Annotated in this window: 19 protein-coding genes and 1 pseudogene; 13 read left to right on the top strand and 7 right to left on the bottom strand. The window is 70.9% G+C overall.

What is annotated here, in order from left to right; genetic code table 11:
• Position 1: 1 nt before the first annotated feature.
• The 7 genes from nuoI to Prubr_RS10635 all read left to right on the top strand — a co-directional run bounded on the left by nuoI (position 2) and on the right by Prubr_RS10635 (position 7,940).
• Positions 2-586 carry an NADH-quinone oxidoreductase subunit NuoI gene (gene nuoI / locus Prubr_RS10665; RefSeq protein WP_212824473.1) on the top strand — a complete coding sequence of 195 codons (585 nt, stop codon included), beginning with the start codon at positions 2-4 and terminating at the stop codon, positions 584-586.
• Positions 583-1,356, top strand: a complete 774-nt coding sequence (locus Prubr_RS10660) for an NADH-quinone oxidoreductase subunit J (RefSeq protein WP_212824470.1) — start codon at positions 583-585, stop codon at positions 1,354-1,356. Before nuoI ends, Prubr_RS10660 begins: the two co-directional genes overlap by 4 nt.
• Positions 1,353-1,667 (top strand): NADH-quinone oxidoreductase subunit NuoK, encoded by a 315-nt coding sequence (gene nuoK, locus Prubr_RS10655; protein ID WP_212824468.1) that lies wholly within the window; start codon positions 1,353-1,355, stop codon positions 1,665-1,667. The genes Prubr_RS10660 and nuoK overlap by 4 nt, the downstream gene beginning before the upstream one ends.
• Before the next feature lie 12 nt (positions 1,668-1,679).
• The gene (gene nuoL, locus Prubr_RS10650) at positions 1,680-3,599 is read left to right on the top strand and encodes an NADH-quinone oxidoreductase subunit L (RefSeq protein ID WP_212824466.1); all 1,920 of its coding nucleotides are present in this window, start codon (positions 1,680-1,682) and stop codon (positions 3,597-3,599) included.
• Positions 3,600-3,663: 64 nt separating this feature from the next.
• Positions 3,664-5,199: an NADH-quinone oxidoreductase subunit M gene (locus Prubr_RS10645; RefSeq protein WP_212824463.1), complete on the top strand. Its 1,536-nt coding sequence runs from the start codon at positions 3,664-3,666 to the stop codon at positions 5,197-5,199.
• 55 nt (positions 5,200-5,254) lie between these two features.
• Complete coding sequence (gene nuoN / locus Prubr_RS10640) at positions 5,255-6,820, top strand: NADH-quinone oxidoreductase subunit NuoN (RefSeq protein WP_212824460.1); 1,566 nt, start codon at positions 5,255-5,257, stop codon at positions 6,818-6,820.
• 64 nt (positions 6,821-6,884) lie between these two features.
• Entirely contained in the window at positions 6,885-7,940 is a 1,056-nt protein-coding gene (locus Prubr_RS10635) for a polyprenyl synthetase family protein (RefSeq protein WP_425518044.1), read from the top strand.
• A 263-nt stretch (positions 7,941-8,203) separates the two neighbouring features.
• Here the strand turns inward: Prubr_RS10635 and Prubr_RS38530 are convergent, their stop codons facing one another.
• Positions 8,204-8,443: a hypothetical protein gene (locus Prubr_RS38530; protein WP_485020589.1), complete on the bottom strand. Its 240-nt coding sequence runs from the start codon at positions 8,441-8,443 to the stop codon at positions 8,204-8,206.
• A 55-nt stretch (positions 8,444-8,498) separates the two neighbouring features.
• Between Prubr_RS38530 and Prubr_RS10630 the strand changes: the two genes are divergently transcribed.
• Positions 8,499-9,281 (top strand): IclR family transcriptional regulator, encoded by a 783-nt coding sequence (locus Prubr_RS10630; RefSeq protein WP_212824456.1) that lies wholly within the window; start codon positions 8,499-8,501, stop codon positions 9,279-9,281.
• 57 nt (positions 9,282-9,338) lie between these two features.
• Here the strand turns inward: Prubr_RS10630 and Prubr_RS10625 are convergent.
• Positions 9,339-11,455 (bottom strand): annotated as a pseudogene (locus Prubr_RS10625) (PhoX family protein).
• 204 nt (positions 11,456-11,659) lie between these two features.
• Here Prubr_RS10625 and Prubr_RS10620 point away from each other — a divergent pair.
• On the top strand, positions 11,660-12,214 hold the full coding sequence (locus Prubr_RS10620) for a sigma-70 family RNA polymerase sigma factor (protein WP_425518002.1): 555 nt from the start codon (positions 11,660-11,662) through the stop codon (positions 12,212-12,214).
• A gap of 46 nt (positions 12,215-12,260) precedes the next feature.
• Positions 12,261-12,953: an anti-sigma factor family protein gene (locus Prubr_RS10615; RefSeq protein ID WP_212824454.1), complete on the top strand. Its 693-nt coding sequence runs from the start codon at positions 12,261-12,263 to the stop codon at positions 12,951-12,953.
• 18 nt (positions 12,954-12,971) lie between these two features.
• On the opposite strand, the gene rarD is transcribed toward Prubr_RS10615, so the two are convergent.
• From rarD to eccE, 4 genes are all read right to left on the bottom strand, one after another.
• Positions 12,972-13,907: an EamA family transporter RarD gene (gene rarD, locus Prubr_RS10610; RefSeq protein WP_246568540.1), complete on the bottom strand. Its 936-nt coding sequence runs from the start codon at positions 13,905-13,907 to the stop codon at positions 12,972-12,974.
• A 177-nt stretch (positions 13,908-14,084) separates the two neighbouring features.
• Positions 14,085-14,528 (bottom strand): GNAT family N-acetyltransferase, encoded by a 444-nt coding sequence (locus Prubr_RS10605; RefSeq protein WP_212824450.1) that lies wholly within the window; start codon positions 14,526-14,528, stop codon positions 14,085-14,087.
• Between the two features lie 107 nt (positions 14,529-14,635).
• Positions 14,636-15,022 carry a phage holin family protein gene (locus Prubr_RS10600; RefSeq protein ID WP_212824448.1) on the bottom strand — a complete coding sequence of 129 codons (387 nt, stop codon included), beginning with the start codon at positions 15,020-15,022 and terminating at the stop codon, positions 14,636-14,638.
• Between the two features lie 70 nt (positions 15,023-15,092).
• Entirely contained in the window at positions 15,093-16,901 is a 1,809-nt protein-coding gene (gene eccE / locus Prubr_RS10595) for a type VII secretion protein EccE (protein ID WP_212824446.1), read from the bottom strand.
• Between the two features lie 128 nt (positions 16,902-17,029).
• Here eccE and eccB point away from each other — a divergent pair, with 128 nt between their 5' ends.
• The 3 genes from eccB (at position 17,030) to Prubr_RS10580 (ending at position 19,197) form a co-directional block, all read left to right on the top strand.
• Positions 17,030-18,421 carry a type VII secretion protein EccB gene (eccB, locus tag Prubr_RS10590; RefSeq protein ID WP_212824443.1) on the top strand — a complete coding sequence of 464 codons (1,392 nt, stop codon included), beginning with the start codon at positions 17,030-17,032 and terminating at the stop codon, positions 18,419-18,421.
• Positions 18,422-18,564: 143 nt separating this feature from the next.
• Positions 18,565-18,882 carry a WXG100 family type VII secretion target gene (locus Prubr_RS10585; RefSeq protein WP_212824441.1) on the top strand — a complete coding sequence of 106 codons (318 nt, stop codon included), beginning with the start codon at positions 18,565-18,567 and terminating at the stop codon, positions 18,880-18,882.
• 18 nt (positions 18,883-18,900) lie between these two features.
• Positions 18,901-19,197: a WXG100 family type VII secretion target gene (locus Prubr_RS10580; RefSeq protein WP_212824439.1), complete on the top strand. Its 297-nt coding sequence runs from the start codon at positions 18,901-18,903 to the stop codon at positions 19,195-19,197.
• Between the two features lie 56 nt (positions 19,198-19,253).
• On the opposite strand, the gene mycP is transcribed toward Prubr_RS10580, so the two are convergent.
• Positions 19,254-20,465: a type VII secretion-associated serine protease mycosin gene (mycP, locus tag Prubr_RS10575; RefSeq protein WP_212824437.1), complete on the bottom strand. Its 1,212-nt coding sequence runs from the start codon at positions 20,463-20,465 to the stop codon at positions 19,254-19,256.
• Positions 20,466-20,570: the final 105 nt, after the last annotated feature.

The following is a 20,570-nucleotide window of genomic DNA, read 5'->3' as shown; positions in this document are numbered from 1 at the left end:
GATGGCCTTCGGATCCATCAAGGGCTTCGGGGTGACCTTCTCCCACATGTTCCGGAAGGTCATCACCACCGACTACCCGTTCAAGCCGCCGGTCTCGGCGCCGCGCTACCACGGCCGGCACATCCTCAACCGGCACCCGGACGGGCTGGAGAAGTGCATCGGCTGCGAGCTGTGCGCCTGGGCCTGCCCGGCCGACGCGATCTACGTCGAGGGCGGCGACAACACCGAGGAGGAGCGCTTCTCGCCGGGTGAGCGCTACGCCAGCATCTACCAGATCAACTACGCCCGCTGCATCTTCTGCGGGCTGTGCATCGAGGCGTGCCCGACCCGTTCGCTGACGATGAGCAACGAATACGAGTTGGCCCGCGACTCGCGCCAGGATCTGATCTTCACCAAGGAACAGCTCCTGGCGCCGCTCCTGCCCGGCATGGAGCAGCCGCCGCACCCGATGCGTCTCGGCGACTCGGAGAAGGACTACTACGTCGGTGCGCTGACCAACCCCGGCACCTCGGCGGGCGCCGAACGGGCGCCCTGGTCGGAGTCGGGCACGGTCGACGGGTCCGGAGCGACTGGAGAGGTCAAATGACGAGCGCACAGGTGGTGCTCGCGGCGTCCGGCGGAGTGTCCACCGGTGAGCAGATCGCGTTCTGGGTGCTGGCACCGCTGGCGCTGGTCGGGGCATTCGGCATGGTGCTGGCCCGCAACGCCGTCCACTCGGCGCTGTGGCTGGTCGTCACCATGCTCTGCCTGGGGGCGTTCTACGTAATCCAGTCCGGGCCGTTCATCGGCATGGTGCAGATCATCGTCTACACCGGCGCGATCATGATGCTGTTCCTCTTCGTGCTGATGCTCGTCGGCCGGGACTCGTCCGACTCGCTGATCGAGACGCTACGCGGGCAGCGGCTGGCCGCGGTCGGGCTCGGCATCGGGTTCGCCGCACTCGTCGGTGCCGGCCTCGCCCGCGGACTCGGCAGCGTGGAGGCGGTCGGCCTCGACGAGGCGAACGCGAACGGCAACGTACAGGGCATCGCCGCCCTGCTCTTCACCGACTACGTCATCGTCTTCGAACTGTCCGGCGGGCTGTTGATCGTCGCGACGGTCGGCGCGATGGTGCTCGCGCACATCGAGCGGCGCAAGGGCGAGCGGCTCACCCAGGTCGAGCGGATGAAGGCCCGCTTCGCCCCCGGCAACGACCCGGGCCCGAAGCCCGGTCCCGGTGTCTTCGCCACGTCGTCGTCGGTCACCACCCCGGCCCGGCTGCCCGACGGGACGCTCAGCGAGCGGAGCATCCCGCGGATCCTGCCGGTGCGTGAGCTGAGCTCCTCCGAAACCGCACCGAAGGGGACCGAGAAGTGAGCTTCTTCGACGTCTCGCCGAACCATTACCTGATCCTGTCGGCGGTGCTGTTCACCATCGGCGCGGTGGGGGTGCTGATCCGGCGCAACGCCATCGTCCTGTTCATGTGTGTCGAGCTCATGCTCAACGCCGCCAATCTGAGCCTGGTCACGTTCAGCCGGATCAACGGCGACCTCAACGGTCAGATCATGGCGTTCTTCGTGATGGTGGTCGCCGCCGCCGAGGTCGTGGTCGGGTTGGCGATCATCATGTCGATCTTCCGTACTCGACGCTCGGCGAGCGTCGACGACGCGAACCTGCTGAAGTACTAAAGGGGCCCTCGAGTGGACGAGACTGTGGAGTACGCCCAAGCCACGGGGCTGTTGAGCAGCGTGTGGCTGCTGGTGGCCATCCCGCTGGCGAGCGCGGCGATCCTCCTGCTGCTCGGCCGCCGGGCCGACCGGTGGGGGCACTGGCTCGGCGTGGCGAGCGTCGGCGCCGCCTTCGTGCTGGGGCTGACCTATTTCTTCCAGCTCCGTGGCCTGGACAACAAGTCGGTCGAGCTGAGCCTGTGGGACTTCATCGCGGTCGGCAACTTCAACGTCGACTTCGGTCTGCTCTTCGACCCGCTGTCCGCGGTGTTCGTACTGCTGATTACCGGCGTCGGCTTCCTGATCCACATCTACGCGGTCGGGTACATGTCGCACGACGAGGGACGGCGGCGTTTCTTCGCCTTCTTCAACCTCTTCGTCGCCGCGATGCTGCTGCTCGTGCTCGGCAACAACTACGTGATGCTGTACGTCGGTTGGGAAGGCGTCGGTGTCGCGTCGTACCTGCTGATCTCGTTCTGGTATGACCGGCCGTCGGCGGCCACCGCCGGCAAGAAGGCGTTCCTGATGAACCGGGTCGGTGACGCCGGTCTGGCCATCGCCATCTTCATCATGTTCGCCACCCTCGGGACCACCCAGTACGACGAGGTCTTCAACGGCGTCAGCGCCCTGGCCGCCGGCACCGTCCTGGTGATGGGCCTGCTGCTCCTGCTCGGCGCGACCGGAAAGTCCGGCCAGTTCCCGCTTCAGGCCTGGCTCCCGGACGCGATGGAGGGCCCGACCCCGGTGTCGGCGCTCATCCACGCCGCGACCATGGTCACCGCCGGCGTCTACCTGATCGCCCGCTCGAACCCGATCTTCTCGGCCAACACCACCCTCCAGACGGTGGTGGTCAGCATCGGTGCGCTCACCCTGCTGATCGGCTGCATCATCGGCTGCGCCAAGGACGACATCAAGCGGGTCCTGGCCTGGTCGACGGTCTCCCAGATCGGCTACATGTTCCTCGGCGTCGGGCTCGGCGGCGCGGCGTACGCGCTGGCGATCATTCACCTGCTCGCGCACGGCTTCTTCAAGGCCGGCCTCTTCCTCGGTGCCGGCTCGGTCATGCACGGGATGCACGACCAGACCGACATCCGGCGCTTCGGCGGGCTGTGGAAGTACATGAAGATCACCTGGGCCACCTTCGGGTTGGCCTGGCTGGCGATCATCGGCCTTCCGCCGCTGTCCGGCTACTTCTCCAAGGAGCCGATCATCGCGGCGGCGTTCGACCGCGGCGACTGGACCTCCTGGCTCTTCGGCGGCGCCGCCCTGCTCGGTGCCGGCCTCACCGCCTTCTACATGACCCGCCTGTTCGTGCTCACCTTCCACGGACCGAAGCGCTGGACCGACGAGATCGAGCACCCGCACGAGTCGCCGCCGGTCATGACGGTCCCGCTGGTGCTGCTCGCCGTCGGCTCGGTCGGTGCCGGTGCGCTGCTCGCATCGTCGGTGCCGGACTGGCTGACCCCGGTCCTCGGCAGCGAGCACGGCGAGTCGCACGGAGTGCTCTCGCACGCCGTCATCAACGTACTGTCCCTCGTGGTCACGGTGCTCGGTGTCGGCCTGGCGTGGATGCTCTTCCGCAACGGCACCGCCCTGCAGGAGCAGCCCGCCGGCCCGCTGGTCAGCGCCGCCCGCCGCAACCTCTACGCCGACGCCTTCAACGAGGTCGTCTTCGAGAAGCCGGGCATCTTCCTCACCCGTGCCCTGGTCTACTTCGACAACAAGGGCATCGACGGTGCGGTCAACGGCCTCGCCGCCGCGATCGGCGGCGGATCGGGTCGCCTGCGCCGGCTCCAGACCGGCTTCGTACGGTCGTACGCGATGTCGATGCTCGCCGGCGCCGTGGTCGTCGTCGCGGCGTTCCTCGCGCTGCAGTTGGGGTGGTTGGCGTGACGTACCAGGTACAGCCCGCCAGTGTCGGCGGACCTTGCGCTCACAACGGAGGTAAGGCCGAATAATGTCCGCTGACTTCCCCTTCCTCTCCGTGCTGACAGCGGCTCCGCTGGTCGGTGCCGTGGTGGTGGCGTTCATGCCACGCAGCCGGCCGGAGCTCGCCAAGCGGGTCGCCCTCGGCTGGTCGCTGGCCGTGTTCGTGCTCGCCGTGTTCATGTGGGTGTCGTTCGAGGTGGGCGGCGACCGGCTCCAGTTCCGTGAGTCGTATCCCTGGATCCCCAACTGGGGCGTCAACTTCACCTTCGCCGCCGACGGCATCGCGCTGGTGATGCTGGCCCTGATCGCCCTGCTCGTGCCGCTGGTGATCCTGGCGAGCTGGCACGACGCCGACAAGTCGAAGCGGTCGGTGCCGGTCTACTTCGCGCTGCTGCTCCTGCTCGAGTGCACGATGATCGGCGTCTTCGCCGCCGCCGACATCTTCCTGTTCTACGTGTTCTTCGAGGTCATGCTGGTGCCGATGTACTTCCTCATCGGCAGCTTCGGTGGGCACCAGCGGCAGTACGCGGCGGTGAAGTTCTTCCTCTACTCGCTGGTCGGCGGCCTCTTCATGCTCGCCGCGGTGATCGGCCTGTGGGTGGTCGGCGGGCGCACCTTCGACTGGGAGAGCCTGACCCAGATCGACATGACGACCGGCACCGAGCGGTGGCTGTTCCTCGGCTTCTTCATCGCGTTCGCGATCAAGGCACCGTTCTTCCCGTTCCACACCTGGCTGCCGGACGCCGGTGGCGCCGCCCCGGCCGGCTCGGCCGCACTGCTCGTCGGGGTCATGGACAAGGTCGGCACCTTCGGCATCCTGCGCTACTGCCTGCCGCTGTTCCCCGAGGCGTCGAAGTGGTTCGCGCCGTACGCGCTGACCCTCGCGGTGATCGGCATCATCTACGCGGCGCTGCTCGCCATCGGGCAGAACGACCTCAAGCGGCTGGTCTCCTACACGTCGATCGCCCACTTCGGCTTCATCGGGGTCGGCATCTTCGCGTTCACCACCCAGGCCGGCACCGGCGCGGTGCTCTACATGGTCAACCACGGCCTCGCCACCGGCCTGCTCTTCCTGGTCGTCGGCATGCTGGTCGCCCGGCGCGGGTCCGCGCTGGTCAGCGACTTCGGCGGCGCGGGCAAGCTGGTGCCGGTGCTCGCCGGGGTGCTGTTCTTCGCCGGTCTGGCGTCGCTGGCGCTGCCCGGCACCGCGCCGTTCGTGTCGGAGTTCCTGGTGTTGATCGGCACGTTCACGGTCAACAAACCGGTCGCCATCATCGCCACGGCCGGCATCATCCTCGCCGCCGCATACGTGCTGTGGATGGTGCAACGAACGACGCAGGGCACCCTCAATCCGGCACTGTCCGGGGTGGAGGGGATGCGCCGTGACCTGAACCTGCGGGAGAAGGTCGTCGTGACGCCTCTGATCCTTCTCCTGCTGCTGCTCGGCTTCTACCCGAAGCCGGTCACCGACGTCATCAACCCCGCCATCCAGGCGACGATGCAGGATGTCGGCAAGACCGACCCGGCGCCGACGGTGGCCACTGTTCAGGAGGCCGGCCGGTGAGCGCGAGGAGTGCAGCGAAGCGGAGCCCCGCAGTCGCGAACGAAGGGAGCATCCGGTGAATCAGCTCAAGCTCCCGGATATCGACTATGCGGCCATTGCGCCGATCCTGATCCTGTTCGCGGGCGCGTGTCTCGGCGTACTGCTCGAGGCGTTCCTCCCCCGTAAGCACCGGCACCGGGTGCAACTCGGGCTCGGGCTGCTCGCCCTCGTCGGCGCGCTGGTCATGGTGATCGTCGGCTTCGACACCCGTACCGTCACCGCGGGCGGGGCGCTGGCCATCGACGGGCCGACCCTGTTCCTGCAGGGCGCGATCATCATCCTCGCGCTGATGGCGCTGCTGCTGATGGGCGAGCGCTCGCTGGACCACGGCGGCCCGTTCGTCGCCCAGGCGGCGATCACCGCCGGCTCGGAGGCCGACCGCCGCCAGGCCGCCCGGGAGGGTGGGGCCACCGAGGTCTACCCCCTGGCGCTGTTCGCCATCGCCGGCATGATGGTCTTCGTCGCCGCGAACGACCTGCTGACGATGTTCATCGCGCTCGAGGTCTTCTCGCTGCCGCTCTATCTGCTGTGCGCGCTCGCCCGTCGGCGGCGGCTGCTCAGTCAGGAGGCCGCGCTGAAGTACTTCATGCTCGGTGCGTACGCCTCCGGCTTCTTCCTCTTCGGCATCGCGCTGATCTACGGCTTCACCGCCGGTGTGGCCACCGGTCCGGACGGCACGTCGGGCGGCGTCGACTTCGCCACCGTGCACGCCGCGGTGGGCAGCTCGACCGCGAGCCCGGTGCTGCTGTTCGCCGGTGTCGCGATGGTCGCCATCGGTCTGCTGTTCAAGGCCGCCGCCGCCCCGTTCCACGTGTGGACGCCGGACGTCTACCAGGGCGCCCCGACGTCGATCACGGCGTTCATGGCGGCCTGCACCAAGGTCGCGGCCTTCGGTGGTCTGCTGCGGGTGCTGTACGTGGCGCTCGAGGGGATCTCCTGGGACTACACGCCGGTGCTGGGCGCGATCGCGATCCTGACCATGCTGGTCGGTGCGGTGCTGGCGGTGACCCAGACCGACCTCAAGCGGCTGCTCGCCTACTCGTCGGTGGCCAACGCGGGCTACCTGCTGGTCGGCGTCCTGGCGCTGACCAAGGACGGGCTGTCGAGCACGATGTTCTACCTGGTCGCGTACGGCTTCACGGTCATCGCCGCGTTCGGGCTGCTGACCCTGGTCCGGGACGCGGACGGCGAGGCGACCCACCTGTCCCGCTGGGCGGGGCTCGGGCGGCGCTCACCGCTGCTCGCCGGTGCGTTCACGTTCATCCTGCTGGCCTTCGCCGGTATCCCGCTCACCAGCGGGTTCACCAGCAAGTTCGCGGTGTTCGGGGCGGCTCTCGACGGTGGTCAGAGCTGGCTGGTGATCGCGGGTGTGCTGACCAGCATGATCCTCGCGTTCCCCTACCTGCGGGTCGTGGTGATGATGTGGCTGTCCGAGCCGGGTGAGTCGACGCCGACGGTGTCGATCCCGGGCGCGTTCACCGCTGCCGCGCTGATGATCGGCGTGGTGGCGACCCTGGTGCTCGGGATCGCGCCGGCGCCGTTGCTCGACCTGACCAACAGCGCCGCCGAATTCGTGCAATGACGCCGTACCGGCCCGATCGTCGCAGCCAGCAGCCCCGCACCTGGCCCAACTCGATGCATGTGGCATCGTTGGGGGCGTGGTGAGGACGGTTGGCGGACGATCGGGCACGGCCGGCGGGGCGCTGACCTCGATCGGGGTCGACTTCGCCGACCCGGTGGTCGAGGCATCGGTCCTCCGTACGTTGGCGACGGTCGAGTCCGAGTTGCGGGCGAGTGTCGAGAGCGCCGATCCGTTCGTCACCGAGGCTGCCAGCCACCTCGTCGAGGCCGGTGGCAAGCGGTTCCGTCCGCTGCTGGTGTCGCTCGGGGCGCATTTCGGCGACCCTGACGCGCCGCTGGTCGTGCCGGCGGCGCTGGTCATGGAGTTGACCCACCTGGCGACGCTCTACCACGACGACGTGATGGACGAGGCGTCCGTGCGGCGCGGTGCGCCCAGCGCGAACTCCCGCTGGACCAACTCGGTCGCGATTCTGGTCGGCGACTACCTCTTCGCGCGGGCGTCGGCCATCGCGGCCGGACTGGGCACCGAGGCCGTCCAGCTCCAGGCGCACACCTTCGCCCGGCTCGTGCACGGGCAGATCGCCGAGACGACCGGTCCGCGTGACGGCGCCGACCCGGTGGCCCACCACCTGCACGTGATCGCGGAGAAGACGGGGTCGTTGATCGCGACGTCCGCGCGGTTCGGCGGGATGTTCGGCGCGGCCGAGCCGTCGCACGTGGAGGCCCTGGCCGGGTACGGCGAGACGATCGGGGTCGCGTTCCAGCTCTCCGACGACCTGCTCGACATCGCGTCGGAGTCGGCCCAGTCGGGCAAGACCCCCGGCACCGACCTGCGGGAGGGCGTGCCGACGCTCCCGGTCCTCTACGCGTTGGCCTCCGACGACCGGGACGCCGCTTCGGTGCGGCTGCGGGAGATCCTCAGCGCCGGCGCGGTGACCGACGACGACCTGCACGCCGAGGCGCTCACACTGCTGCGTGAGTCGCCGGCGCTCAAGCGGGCCCGGGAGACGGTGCGGTCGTACGCCGAGGAGGCCCGGTCCCGGCTGATGGTGTTGCCGGACGGCTCGCCGCGTCGGGCGCTCGAGTCGCTCTGCGATTTCATCGCCGACCGCACCAGCTAGGTAACCGTGATCTCGGCCGGTGGTCAGCCGGTCGTCACGGAACTGTCGGATGCCCAACGGAATTCGTCTCTTCATTCGTGTGGCGATTGAACGGGCAAATAGGGCTAATGGCATGGCTGTTGCCCAGATCGATTCGCTGCCCGTACGGCCCATGTGCCCGGTCCGGGATCTCTGTATGACCGCGTTCCACCTTTGTCGGTGTGCCTGCGCAAGCGGCGCCGAGTCGGCTGCCGCCGCGCCCCGCTGGGTGATGAATTAGCAGTTCAATGCCATTGGGTGCCACCCGTGCGGGCGGCGGAAAACGGTCGGCCGGAAGCCGATGTTCGGTGCCGGTGCGTAACCGCTTGCCCGATCTTGCGGTACCCGGGTGCCGTTCCGGACGACGCGTCGGGCGCCCCTGGGGGCGGGTGATCCGGCTTCGAGTGCCGACTGTACGAACAGTACGTATCGGATGCACTACCTAAAGTCTCTGTACATCCGGGTCGCTCGATCCGAATGGGCATTCCGCAGGACTGGTCTTTTTCATATGGTGTAACTCCTTGGTTAGCGGAGGTGGTTGTGCGCGACCCCCTGGCAGAACCGTCAGACCTGATCCGTAGCGTCTCGCGTGCGCTGCGAGTGCTGGAGGCGGTCGGGCGTGCCCCCAAGGGCCTGACCGTCAAACAGATCGCCCGACGCTGCGAGCTGACCGTGGCCACCACTTACCACCTGGTGCGCACGCTCGCCTACGAGGGCTACGTGATCAGACGTGAGGACGGCACCTACATCGTCGGCCTTGAGGTCGCCGACCGTTACCGCGAACTGGTGACCGCCTTCCGCGGGCCGGCGACCGTCGGCGAGGTGCTTCGTCGTACGGCCCTGGACAGCGGCTACAGCCACTACCTCGGCCGCTTCGTCGGCGGCCAGGTGGCGATCACCGCCGGTGCCGAGGGCGCCCGGTCGCCGTACCTGGAAGACCTGGTGCCCGGATTCGACGAGGGGGCGCACGCGACCGCGCTCGGCAAGGCCCTGCTCGCCACCCTCAGCGTCGACCAGCGATTCCGCTACCTGCGCGAGTACGGCATGCGACCGTTCACACCCAACACCCTGGTCGCGGTCGACGCGATCGAGGCCGACCTTGCGGCCGGTGACCGCCGGGGCATGCAGTTGGAGATGGGCCAGTTCCGTCAGGGCGTCGCCTGCGCGGCGGTGCTGGTGACCCCCGACAAGGACATGGAACGCCGGGTGGTGCTGGCCTGCGCGCTGCCGGCGGCGGAGATGATGACCTCTGCCCGGGTCGTCCGGACCCGCCTGCTGACCGCCGCCCGGTCGATCGCCGACGCCCTCAACAGCGACCCCTGACACAGCACGGCGCCCCGCACACCAGCGGTGTACGGGGCGCCGCAGGAAAATGCCCGGTCAGCTGCCGATCTCTCCCCCGTCGAGCCGCCAGGTGACCACGACGCCCGGCTTGGCGAAGTCGCCGTCCGGCCAGTTCGACGCCGGCTCCTCCAGCGAGGCACCGGAGATCTCGCCCGGGTGCTGGACAGCCACGAACACCGACCGGTTGTCGGTCGTGATGAACGGCCCACAGGTCTCCGCACCGAGCGGCACGGTCAGGAACTGCTTGAGGTGCCCCCGCTCCGGTCCCTCGATCGCCGTGGCGAAAAGGCCGTCGTTGCTGCCCAGCGCGTTGCCGTCGGTCGAGATCCACAGGTTGCCGGCGCCGTCGAACGCGACGTTGTCCGGGCAGGAGATCGGCGACACCTTCGTCTTGTCGTACCCGGCGAAGTAGGTCGACGGGTCGGTCGGGTCGCCGCAGACGATCGGGATCGACCAGGTGAAGGTCTCCGCCGTGTTGTCGCCGCGGTCCTCGACCAGCTCCACGATGTGCCCGTGCCGGTTGGCGTTGCGCGGGTTCGCCTCGTCGGCCTTCGGGTTGCTGCCCACACCCCGGTTGGTGTTGTTGGTCAGCGCCACGTAGATCTTGCCGGTCAGCAGGCTCGGCTCCACGTCCTCCGGCCGGTCCATCTTGGTCGCACCGACCGCGTCACCGGCGAGCCGGGTGAAGGTCAGCACCTCGGCCGCGGTCATCCCCGGCACGTACGAGGTGTTGCCCCGGACCAGCTTGATCCACGTACCGGTGCCGTTGAAGGCACCGTCCGACGGCAGCTTGCCCGAACCGTCGATCTCGTCGGCGCTGGTGGAGTCCAGCTTGGCGACGTAGAGCGTGCCCGACTCCAGCAGCGTCAGGTTGTGCTTACGGGCCACCGTCGAGTTGTCGTCGATGAACTTCTTGTCCGACACGAACTTGTAGAGGTAGTCGAACCGCTCGTCGTCACCCATGTAGGCGACCACGTGGCCGTCCTTGGCCACGATCACGTTCGCGCCCTCGTGCTTGAAGCGGCCCAACGCGGTGTGCTTGCGCTGGCCCCCTTGAGGTCGTACGGGTCGACCTCGACGATCCAGCCGAAGCGGTTGGCCTCGTTGGGGTGCTTCGCCAGGTCGAAGCGCTCGTCCACCCGGTCCCACTTGCGGCTGTCGCTCGGGTAGCGGGTGGTGGTGCTGATGCCGTACCGGGCGAGCTTCGGCTTGACCGCCTCCGGCACCCCGTCACCACCGACGAAGTACTGGTTGAAGTTCTCCTCGCCGGAAAGCACGGTGCCCCACGGGGTGACGCCGCCGGCGCAGTTGTTCAGCGTGCCGATCGCGGTGCGGCCCTTCGGGTCGGCGGCCGTCTTCAGCAGATCCGACCCGGCGGCCGGGCCGGTGAAGGCGAACGGCGTCTCGAGCGCCGTCAGCCGCCGGTTGTACGGCCGCTTGCCCTTGGTCGCGACGACCCACTCGCCGGTCTCCTCGACCCGGGCCAGCTCGATCACGGTCATGCCGTGCGCCGCGATCGCGACCTTGATCTGCTCCAGCGTCATCGCGTCGAAGGTGGTGAACCCCGGGAACATCAGGTTCTCGTTGGTGTACTCGTGGTTGACCACCAGCAGGGCGTGCTTGTTGTGCTGGTGCAGCGGCAGGATGCCGACGTAGTCGTTGTTGTAGCCGAACTGCACCGACTGCTTCGCCGCCGTCTGGTCGTTGACGTCGAACTCGGGCGCGCCCGGCACCACCGGGTCACCCCAGCGGATGACGACCGAGTGGTCGTAGCCGTTGGGCACGACGAACGTGTCCAGCCGGTTCGGCGGGATCGGCTTGAAGGTGAGCGCACCGTTGCCGGACCTCGGCCGGTTCGGCGTCAGCGCCGCCAGGTCCGGCCCGGGCGGGGTGGCGGCGGCCGGGGCCGCGCCCAGCAGCGCGCCACCGGTCGCGCCGCCGACACCCAGCACGAGCGCGCCGACGGCGCTGGCCCGTACGACGCCCCGGCGCGACATGCCGGAGTTGACCACGTCCGTGAAGTAGGGGTTGTCCGATTCGTTGGGCACCGGGTGGTCGCAGGCGTTTCCGCAGCGGTAGAGACAGGTCATCGCGCTGCGGCTGCCGTGGACGGCCTGGCCGAGCAGCGGCAGGAGCCGGCGTCGGTCACTCATGGAAATGGGCCTCCTAGCTGGTCGGGACACATCCCGTCGGGGGTGGGGCCTGGTCGGGACGGGGATGCGTGCGTGCCGGACGCTAAGAGGACGCCGTGAGCGGGGACCGGCCGCTCGGTGAACCCCGGATGAACACCTGCGTCGATACGCCGACCGGACCGCCGGTCCTGCGATGAACCGCTGGTGACGGGCTTGCGTGCACTATTGCGGAGGACCTGTCCGCGAGCGAGCCGAGGAGGAGCGATCACCGACCGGGACGCCCAGCTGCTGCGCGCGCTGCACGACGAACACGCCGACGCGCTGCTCGCGCACGCCCTGCGGCTCACCGGCGGCGACCGGCAGCGGGCCGAGGACCTGGTGCAGGAGACGCTGCTGCGGGCCTGGCGGCATCCGGAGGCGCTCGACCCCAGCCGCGGCCCGGTCCGCGGCTGGCTCTTCACCACCGCCCGCAACCTCGCCATCGACGCCTGGCGGCGCCGCACCGCCCGGGGCGGCGAGGTGGTGACCGACGAGGTGCCGGAGCCGCCGCCGACCGTCGACGAAGCCGACCGGGCGGTGGAGGCGTGGACGGTCGCCGAGGCGCTCGCCCGCCTCTCGCCGGCCCACCGGGACGTCCTCGTCGAGTGCTTCTACCAGGGCCGCTCGGTCAACGAGGCGGCCGCCCGCCTGGGCATCCCGCCGGGCACGGTCAAGTCCCGCACGCACTACGCACTGCGTTCGCTGCGGCTGGTACTCGAAGAGATGGGAGTGACCCGGTGAGCGGCCACGGCGGGCGGCACCCGGTACGGGCCCGCGGGGTGATGTCATGAGCTGCGAGTTCGCGCACGACGACGGCGCATACGTGCTCGGTGCGCTGTCCCCCGCGGAGCGGGAGCGGTACGAGCGCCACCTCGCCGGCTGTCCGGCCTGCCGGGAGGCGGTCGGCGAGATCGCCGTACTGCCGGGGCTGCTCGGCCGGCTCGACCAGGCCGGCCTGGACCGGGTGGCCGGCCCGCCGTCCACCGGGCCACAGGTCGCGACCCTGCTCGCCGAGGCCGCCACCCTGCGCCGGCGGAACCGGGCCCGACGGCGCTGGCGGTACGCGGGCGTGGCCCTCGTCGCCGGCTGCCTGGCCCTCTTCGTCGGCCTGGGCGTCGGGTCGCTGCGCACCCCCGCCGGGCCGGCCGGCACCGACTTCCAGATCCGTACGGTGACCATGGAGCCGGTGCAGGGGTCGGTACCGGTGACCGCCGAGATCGGCCTCAACGGGGCGACCTGGGGCACCGAGGTCGTCATGCGGTGCGCGTACGCACAGACCGGCAGCTACGCGAAGGCGTACACGTTCCGGCTGGTCGCGTACGGGCCGGACGGGGCGTCGGAGCAGGTCGGCTCGTGGCGGGCAGCACCCGGCGACGACGTCACGTTCACCGGGGCGACCCGGTTCTCCGCCGACGAACTGGTCCGGATCGAACTGACCAGGTACGACGGCACCCCGCTGCTGGCGTACGACGTGCCGTAGCCGCCGCGGCGCGGCCGGTCAGTGCGGTGCGGCGGTGGCGACCGGCTCGGCCGCGGCGGCCCGCACCCGCGCGATCCGGCGACTGCGGGCGTGTCGCAGGCCGTCGAAGGTGAACAGCACCAGGGCACCCCACACCAGGGCGAACCCGCCGATCCGGGCCGGCGGCATCGGCTCGTGGAAGACCAGGACGCCGATCGCGAACTGGAGGATCGGCGCGATGTACTGCAGGATCCCCAGCGCGGTGAGCGGCAGCCGGTTCGCCGCCCCGGCGAAGAGCAGCAACGGGATCGCGGTGGCCGCGCCGGCGAGCACCAGCAGCGTCGTGTGCGTCACCGAGACCTGGCCGAACGCCGCCCCGCCCTGCCAACTCAGCCAGGCCAGGTAGGTCACGGCCGGCAGGGCGAGCACCGCCGACTCGACGAACATCCCCTCCGCGGCCGGCAGCGCCAGCCGCTTCTTCGTCAGGCTGTACGCGGCGAAGGACAGGGCCAGGATCAGCGCGACGTACGGCAGCCGGCCGTAGTCGTACGTCAGCACCGCCACGGCGACCGTGCCGAGCCCGAGCGCCACCCACTGCGCCACCCGCAGCCGTTCGCGCAGCACGGTGACCCCGAGCAGCACGACCACCAGCGGGGTGATGAAGTAGCCGAGCGACGTCTCCACGACCCGCCCGCTGTTGACCCCGTAGATGTACGTGCCCCAGTTGACGGCGATCAACGTGGCGGCGATCAGGACGCCGGCGACCGCGGCCGGCCGGCGCAGCAGCGGCAGCACGAACGACCAGTTGCGCAGTACGGCCAGCACCAGCGCGACGAACACGACCGACCAGACGACCCGGTGGGCCAGGATCTCCACCGGACCGGCCGGCCGCAGCAGCTTGATGTACAGCGGGAAGAAACCCCAGAGCAGGTACGCCACGAAGCCGTACAGGTAACCCCGGCGCAGCTCGGTCACGCGTCCACCTCGCTCCGCTCGGTCATGCGACCCCTCCGCTGCGCTGCGTGGCCGCATGACTGGTACCGAGCTGGCTGATGCCCTCGCTCCGCTCGGTCATGTGCCCACTCGGACCCGCTTGCTCATGCCCTCACCGTAAGGGGTCGAACGGCTTCTGGGCCTTGCCGGTGACTGCCGTCACTCCTGGTCACGCTGGTCGAGTTGCATCCAGCGCTCCGGGTTGGGTAGCGCCTCGAAACCGAGCCTGCCGTACACCCCGTGAGCGTCGACGGTGGCCAGCAGGATCCGGCGTACGCCCCGGGCGGCGAGTTCGTCGCGGGCGGTCGACACCAACCACGTACCCAGCCCACGCCCACGCTCGGCACCGTCGACGAACACGTCGCACAGCCAGGCGAAGGTGGCGCCGTCGGTCACCACCCGGGCGAACGCGACCTGGACCCGGTCGGTCGGCCGGTAGACGGCGAAGACCGTCGACCCCATGATCGAGCGGGCGACCAGGGGCCGGTCCCGGTCCTTGGCCCAGTACGACTCGGTGGACAACCATCGGTGGACCCGGTCGACGTCGATCCGGCGGGGGTCGTCGGAAAGCTCGTAACCATCGCCCCGGGTGATCGTCAGCACGCCCCGACGGTAGCCGGCGCCGGGCCGGCCGGCGCGGGCTGATCACCCCGTTGTGGTCCCGGTCGCGGTGTCCGCCCGCGGGCGCCGTCCCGGCCCTGGTCGAGAGGTCAGTCGCGGTCCAGGATCAGCCCGAGTACCCAGGTCACCACGCCGACGAGAAGCGCGCCGAGTACGGCCGAGGGCCAGAAGTTTTCGACATGGAACGGCAGGTCCAGCTGACCGGCGATCCAGCTGGTGAGCAGGAACAGCAGGCCGTTGACCACCAGCGCGATCAGGCCGAGGGTGAGCAGGTAGAAAGCGCAACCGATGGTCTTGATGACCGGCTGCAACACGGCGTTGACCAGACCGAAGATGACCGAAACCAGCAGCAGCGCGACCACCGCCTCGCCGATCGACCCGGTGTTCAGGTGGATACCGGGGATCAGCAGCGTGGCGAGCCAGAAGGCCAGGGCGGTGCTGGCCAGCCGGATGACGATGCCTTTCACGAGAGACATGCGCAGGATCGTGCCATGTCGTCGATCTTCGTCCCGACCCGCGTCGGGTCGGACATCGCAGGTCGCGGTTTCACCGCCCGGCCGGCGGGCCGGTCATGCCGGCCTCGGCCGGGGTCGGTGACAGCCGCGCCCAGAGCAGCCGGGGCCGGTCGACGACGCCGATCATGTCCGTCCGGATCCGTGGCAACCAGTCCGCCGAGGCGCCCAGGCCGAGCGCTGGCCCGACCAGGGCCGCCTCGTCCGGCCGCAGCCGTTGGAGCAGGACGAGGTCGGCGGCGGTCAGTGCCCCGGTGTCCGCCGGGGCGATCTCGTCACGGACCACCAGGCTGGTCGTCCAGGCGCTCGTGGGCGCCGCCTCGCCGACGACCACGGCGCTGTCGAACACGACCAGCAAAGGGCGCAGCGGTGCTGCCGGTGGGCCGCCGACCGGCTGCCCGGCCGGGACCAGCGTCACCGCCCCGTCCGGCGCGCCGACCCCGCGTACGAACGGCTCCCAGGCCCGGCCCCGGTCGGTCCGTACGACGACCCGGGCGCCCAGCGCCAGCGCACGCAGCGTGACCAACCGGGCCGCGAAGAGCCCGCCGACCACCAGCACCAGGGTCGGTTCGGCCCGGAACACGCGGGCGATCACCGGGGCGCCGTGCCGGTCGGCGCCCAACACGAGCCCGGCGCCGCCGACCGGCAACACGAGCCCGTCGAGGACACCGGACGCGACCGGCTGCGGGGGCCGACCCGCGCCGGGGCCGCACAGCGGCAGGGTCGCGGCGAGGCCCGGCAGGTGCTCTCCGTCGAGCCGGTCTGCCCGTGCCCCGCCGGTCGCGAGCAGTTCGTGCAGCAGCCGCGTCGCCGCGGACAGGTCGGCGGGGGAGTTCGCGGCGAGCCGTACCGCAAGCTCCGCCGGGAGGGCGTCGGTGGCGTCGGCGGGACGCGGCCCGGCGCCGACCGAGACGGTGCTCGCCGCCACCGGCAGGCCCAGCAGCCCGGGTAGGAGCCGGCGGGTGGCCGGAACGTCGGGGGCGGGCCACCGGCGCACCCGGAACGTCGCCTGCACCAGCCCGCCGGCCGACACCGCAGGCCAGGTCTCCGTCGGTCCGGCACCGTCGAGGTGGGCCAGTTCGGCGAGCACGGGCGACACCGCCTCGGCGGGCAGCGGCCGGACCGGCACCGGGGCGAGTCGACGCCGGAGCCGGCGCACCTGGCTGGACAGGGTGCGCCGCAGGTCGTCGTCGGACCAGCCCTCGGCCCGTAGCACCCGTACCGCGAGGAGTGCCCGGGTCGTGCCGGGCACCCGGCCGTCGGTCAACCGCCGGTACGACGCGGCCGGACCATCCGTACCCGGCCGGGGTGCCGGCGACGCGGTGATCAGCAGTTGGACCCGCACCGGCGGGGAGTCGTCGCCGGCCGGCGGCAACAGGCCCGCCGGGTTCGGCAGCGGTCGGGGTGGATCGGCGAGCACCCGGGCCGGCTCGTCCAGGGCGAGAACAGCGGTGAGCCCTTCGGCGTCGGCGACGATCCCGACGCGCTCCCCGCCGAGGTCGGTGGCGATCAGTTCGGCGCCCGGCGCGACCAGCCCGAGCACGTCCACCGGCCGGGGTGCGCCACCGGTGGCGCGGTTACGGGTCGCGTACCGGACGGCGACCGCGAACCATTCGTACGCCCAGCGGTGGTCCACCCGTACCCAGGCGGTGACGGTGAGCACGGTGGCGGCCAGCACCGCGCCGGTCAGGGCGATCGGCCCACTTCCCGCGGCGGCGACGACCAGGGCGACCGCCGCCTGCGCGGCGACCACCTGCCCGGCCCGTACGCCGATCGGCCGGCGCCGGCCGGCGGGTGCCCTGACGGGCGGTGCCGGCCGGTCGTCCGGGACGGTCGTGGTCACCGCGATGGCCTCCCGTACGTCGGCACCGGCACCCGTCCGTTACTCCCCTGTGGACGATGTGTCGACGGGGCGTTCGGTAGTGGCTTGGTGGCCTATCGTATTGGCCGGACCGAGTGGGAGGGGGCCCGATGCCGTCGTCGCGGCAGGACCAGCTGCACTCGTACCAGTTCATGGTCCAGCGGGTCGTGTCGGTGCTCGTCATGCGGGAGACCGATCCGGCGCATTCGCCCTTCCGGCGGGTCGTCGGGGCGACGCTGGCCAGTGTCCTCATCGCACTGATCGCGTTGGGTGGGGTGGCCGTGTACGGAGTGGTCGCCGGTGGGGGCGCCAACTGGCGTGATCCGGCCGCGGTGATCGTCGAGAAGGAGTCCGGCGCCCGCTACGTCTTCCGGGCGGAAAAGCTCCACCTGGTCCTCAACTACGCTTCCGCACTGCTCATCGTCGGCTCGACCGAGCCGAAAACGGTCCTGGTCTCCCGCCGGTCGATCGAGGGGGTGCCGCGTGGGGTGCCGCTCGGCATCACCGGCGCGCCCGATTCGCTGCCGGCCGCCGACCGGTTGTCGGCGGCACCGTGGGCGGTGTGCTCGATGCCGGCCGGTGGGGACGGGCGCCCGGCGCCCCGGTCGGCGCTGCTGGTCGGGGCCGCACCGCCGGGCGGCGTGCCGCTGGACGACCGTGCCGTGCTCGGCCGGCACCCGGACGGCTCCCTGCACCTGGTCCGGCACGACCGCCGGCACCTGGTACGCGACGAAACCCTGGTGCTGACCGCCCTCGGCTGGACCGGGGTGCGGCCCGTTCCCCTGGCGCCGGCTCTGCTCAACGCCCTGCCGGTCGGGGCAGACCTGGCCGGGATCCGGATCGTCGATCATGGACAATCGGTCACGGAGTTGCCCGGTGCCCGGGTCGGCGAGGTCTTCGTGGTCGCCAGCCAGGACGGCGGCCGGCAGTACGCCGTCGCCGGTCGCGGCGGCCTCGCGGGCATCACCCAGGTGCAGGCAGACCTGCTGCTCACCGCACTCGGCCAGGACCGCCCGACGGAGTTGTCGCAGGGGCGGTTCGCCGGCCTTCCCCGGATTGCGGACCTGGTGCCCACCGGCGACGCCGCGCCACCGGCCACCACGCCCCGGCTGGTCGACGCCGGATCCGGTGCCACCTGTGGCATCGTGCGCGACGACGCCGGGGGTGCCGAGGTACGCGTCGGCGTCACCACCCTGGCGGTCGGGGAATCCGTGGCGACCGGCGCCCGGTCGGATCACGGAGCCGCACTCGCCGACCACGTGGTGGTGGTGCCCGGTCGGGGCGCGGTCGTCGAGGCGACGGCGGCACCGGGCGCCGCGGGTGCGATCTCGATCGTCACCGACCTCGGTCTGCGCCACACGGTGTCGGGTGTGGACGTTCTCGCCGTGCTCGGGTTGGGCGCCGTACGCCCACAGCGCCTGCCGGCGAACCTGGTGGCGCTGGTGCCGGCCGGGGCTGCGCTCGACCCCGAGGCCGCCCGGGCGGCGGCCACCGTGCGCTAGTCGGCTGCTTCGAGGGTTATCCACAGGCTGGCGGCGATGGCTATCGCACTTGCTTCCGTCCGACTACCGTCAGCGACGAGACGCGTGTCGATCCACTTTGGATGGCACGGGAGCCGCTGAGCGTTCGGGAACGGGGGTTACGGATGACGCAGACACAGGCAGAGGCCGCGGTGATGCGACAGACCGCGGACAGGTTCGAGCAGGTCGAGGAATCGTTGCGCAGCATGCTCAACGGACTCAAGGCTGACCTGGAGGTGTTGCAGACCGCCTGGCAGGGTGCCGGCGGCCGCTCCTTCGAACAGGTCAAACAGCAATGGACACAGAACCAGGAAACGCTCCAGCGGGCGCTGCGCGAGACCGCCGCCGGCATCCGCACCGCCGGCCAGCGATACGAGGCCGTCGACGCCGAGGCGGCGGGCCGGATAGCCAACACCAACCGCGGCCTGACCCTGCCGCTCTGACCCGGGGAGGGACGCCCGATGCGCAACGACGAAGTGCTGGTGGTCAGGTTCGGCCAGATGCAGCAGGCCAGTGCCGACATCCAGAAGGCGCTCAACACCCTGGGCGCACAGCTCGACCAGCTCGAACGTGACGCCGCTCCGCTGGTCGCCAAGTGGGACGGCGAGGCGAGCCAGGCCTACCAGATCCGCCAGGACCGGTGGCGGACGTCGTCCGCCGAGCTGCGGGCGATGCTCAGGGAGATCAAGGTCGCCCTGGACGACTCCGCCGCCGACTACCTGGCCACCGACCGGCGGGCGGCCGAACTCTTCAGCTAGCCGCCGGGGCCGGCCCGCCTGCCCTGACCGTTGTCGGGCGGGCGGGCCGGGCGTCGTCAGGCGGGCGGGCCCGCGGGGCGCCAGCGTCGTCGGCGACCGCGAGGCAGCACGACCGCCACCAGCAGAGCCGTCACCGCCGCCGTGCCGCCCACCCCGGCGAACAGCACCGCCCGATCCCGGGCCCGGTCGCGCCGCCCCCGCTCTCCGACGGTGGCCGGATCCGCGGTGGCGCCCGGAAGCACGACCGGCGCCGGCTCCCACCCGGCCGCGCCGGTCTCGGTGACCGCACGGTGCGGATTGACGATTCCGGCGCCGTGACCGTCCGCCCCGTCGCCGGCGGGGGCCGGGTCGGCCGTGGCGACGATCCGCTCGGCCACCTCCACAGCAGACAGGTCCGGCCGGTACTCCCGGACCAGCGCCGCGGTGGCGGCCACGAACGGGGCTGCGTAACTCGTGCCGTCCTGGCGCCGGTGGCCGCCACCCGGCACCGCGGCGAGCACCCCGGCACCGGGCGCGGCCACGTCCACGTAGCTGCCGGTCTGGGAGAACGGGGCGCGGCGGCCGTCAGCCGCGATCGCGCCCACCCCGAGCACCCCGTCGTAGGCGGCCGGATAGGGGAGCGGATCACCGTCGTCGTGCAGGTTGCCCGCGGCGGCGACGACCACCACGTCCCTGGCGACCGCGTAGGCGATCGCGGCACGCACGGCTGGATCGTCGCGATAGAGCACCACGGACAGATTCAGAACCTCGGCGCCGTTGTCGGTCGCCCACCGGATGGCCCCGGCGAACTGCCCGACGCCGACCGTACGTCCCGACTGCTCGCCGTCGACGATCTGCTGCTCGCTGACCCGTACCGGCAGGATCGTCGCGCCGGGAGCCAGACCGCGGAACGGCACATCGTCGCGCGGGGCGGCCGCGATGAGGCTCGCGACGGCCGTGCCGTGCCCCGCACAGTCCCGCCGGCCGTCCCCGGGGTCGAGGCGGTCGACGCCGCCCACCACCCGGTCCCTCAGCTGCGGGTGATGCCGGTCGACGCCGGAGTCGATCACGGCGACGGTCACGCCCGCCCCGGTTGCCAGGGGCGCGAGGCGTTCGGGGGCGAAACGCAGCTGGGCCCAGGGCACCTCCGTCGCCACCTCGCCGGGCGCGGGCGGGGTGGCACAGTGCGGCGCCGCGAGGGCGGCGGGCGCTGGCAGCGCCAGGGGCGAGAACAGGGTCGTACCGAGGGCCGCGCCGGCCAGTGCGGCGCGGGCTGTGCGGCCGGGCATGACAAGACCTTTCGATTCGTGTCGGGTCCGGCACCGGATGTTAGCGGCGGCCCCCCGACCGTGGTATCCCGCACAGGCCATGCATTGTGATCTTGTTTTTACCTT

It is taken from the genome of Polymorphospora rubra, assembly GCF_018324255.1.
Lineage (GTDB): Bacteria > Actinomycetota > Actinomycetes > Mycobacteriales > Micromonosporaceae > Polymorphospora > Polymorphospora rubra.
This window is presented reverse-complemented; position numbering and strand designations above follow the sequence as displayed.

Coding starts and splice junctions, on each gene's coding strand:
- nuoI (WP_212824473.1), top strand. CDS start 2: ATGGCCTTCGGATCCATCAAGGGCTTCGGGGTGACCTTCTCCCACATG.
- Prubr_RS10660 (WP_212824470.1), top strand. CDS start 583: ATGACGAGCGCACAGGTGGTGCTCGCGGCGTCCGGCGGAGTGTCCACC.
- Prubr_RS10645 (WP_212824463.1), top strand. CDS start 3,664: ATGTCCGCTGACTTCCCCTTCCTCTCCGTGCTGACAGCGGCTCCGCTG.
- Prubr_RS38530 (WP_485020589.1), bottom strand. CDS start 8,443: ATGCCCATTCGGATCGAGCGACCCGGATGTACAGAGACTTTAGGTAGT.
- Prubr_RS10615 (WP_212824454.1), top strand. CDS start 12,261: ATGAGCTGCGAGTTCGCGCACGACGACGGCGCATACGTGCTCGGTGCG.
- Prubr_RS10600 (WP_212824448.1), bottom strand. CDS start 15,022: ATGTCTCTCGTGAAAGGCATCGTCATCCGGCTGGCCAGCACCGCCCTG.
- eccB (WP_212824443.1), top strand. CDS start 17,030: ATGCCGTCGTCGCGGCAGGACCAGCTGCACTCGTACCAGTTCATGGTC.
- Prubr_RS10585 (WP_212824441.1), top strand. CDS start 18,565: ATGACGCAGACACAGGCAGAGGCCGCGGTGATGCGACAGACCGCGGAC.
- Prubr_RS10580 (WP_212824439.1), top strand. CDS start 18,901: ATGCGCAACGACGAAGTGCTGGTGGTCAGGTTCGGCCAGATGCAGCAG.
- mycP (WP_212824437.1), bottom strand. CDS start 20,465: ATGCCCGGCCGCACAGCCCGCGCCGCACTGGCCGGCGCGGCCCTCGGT.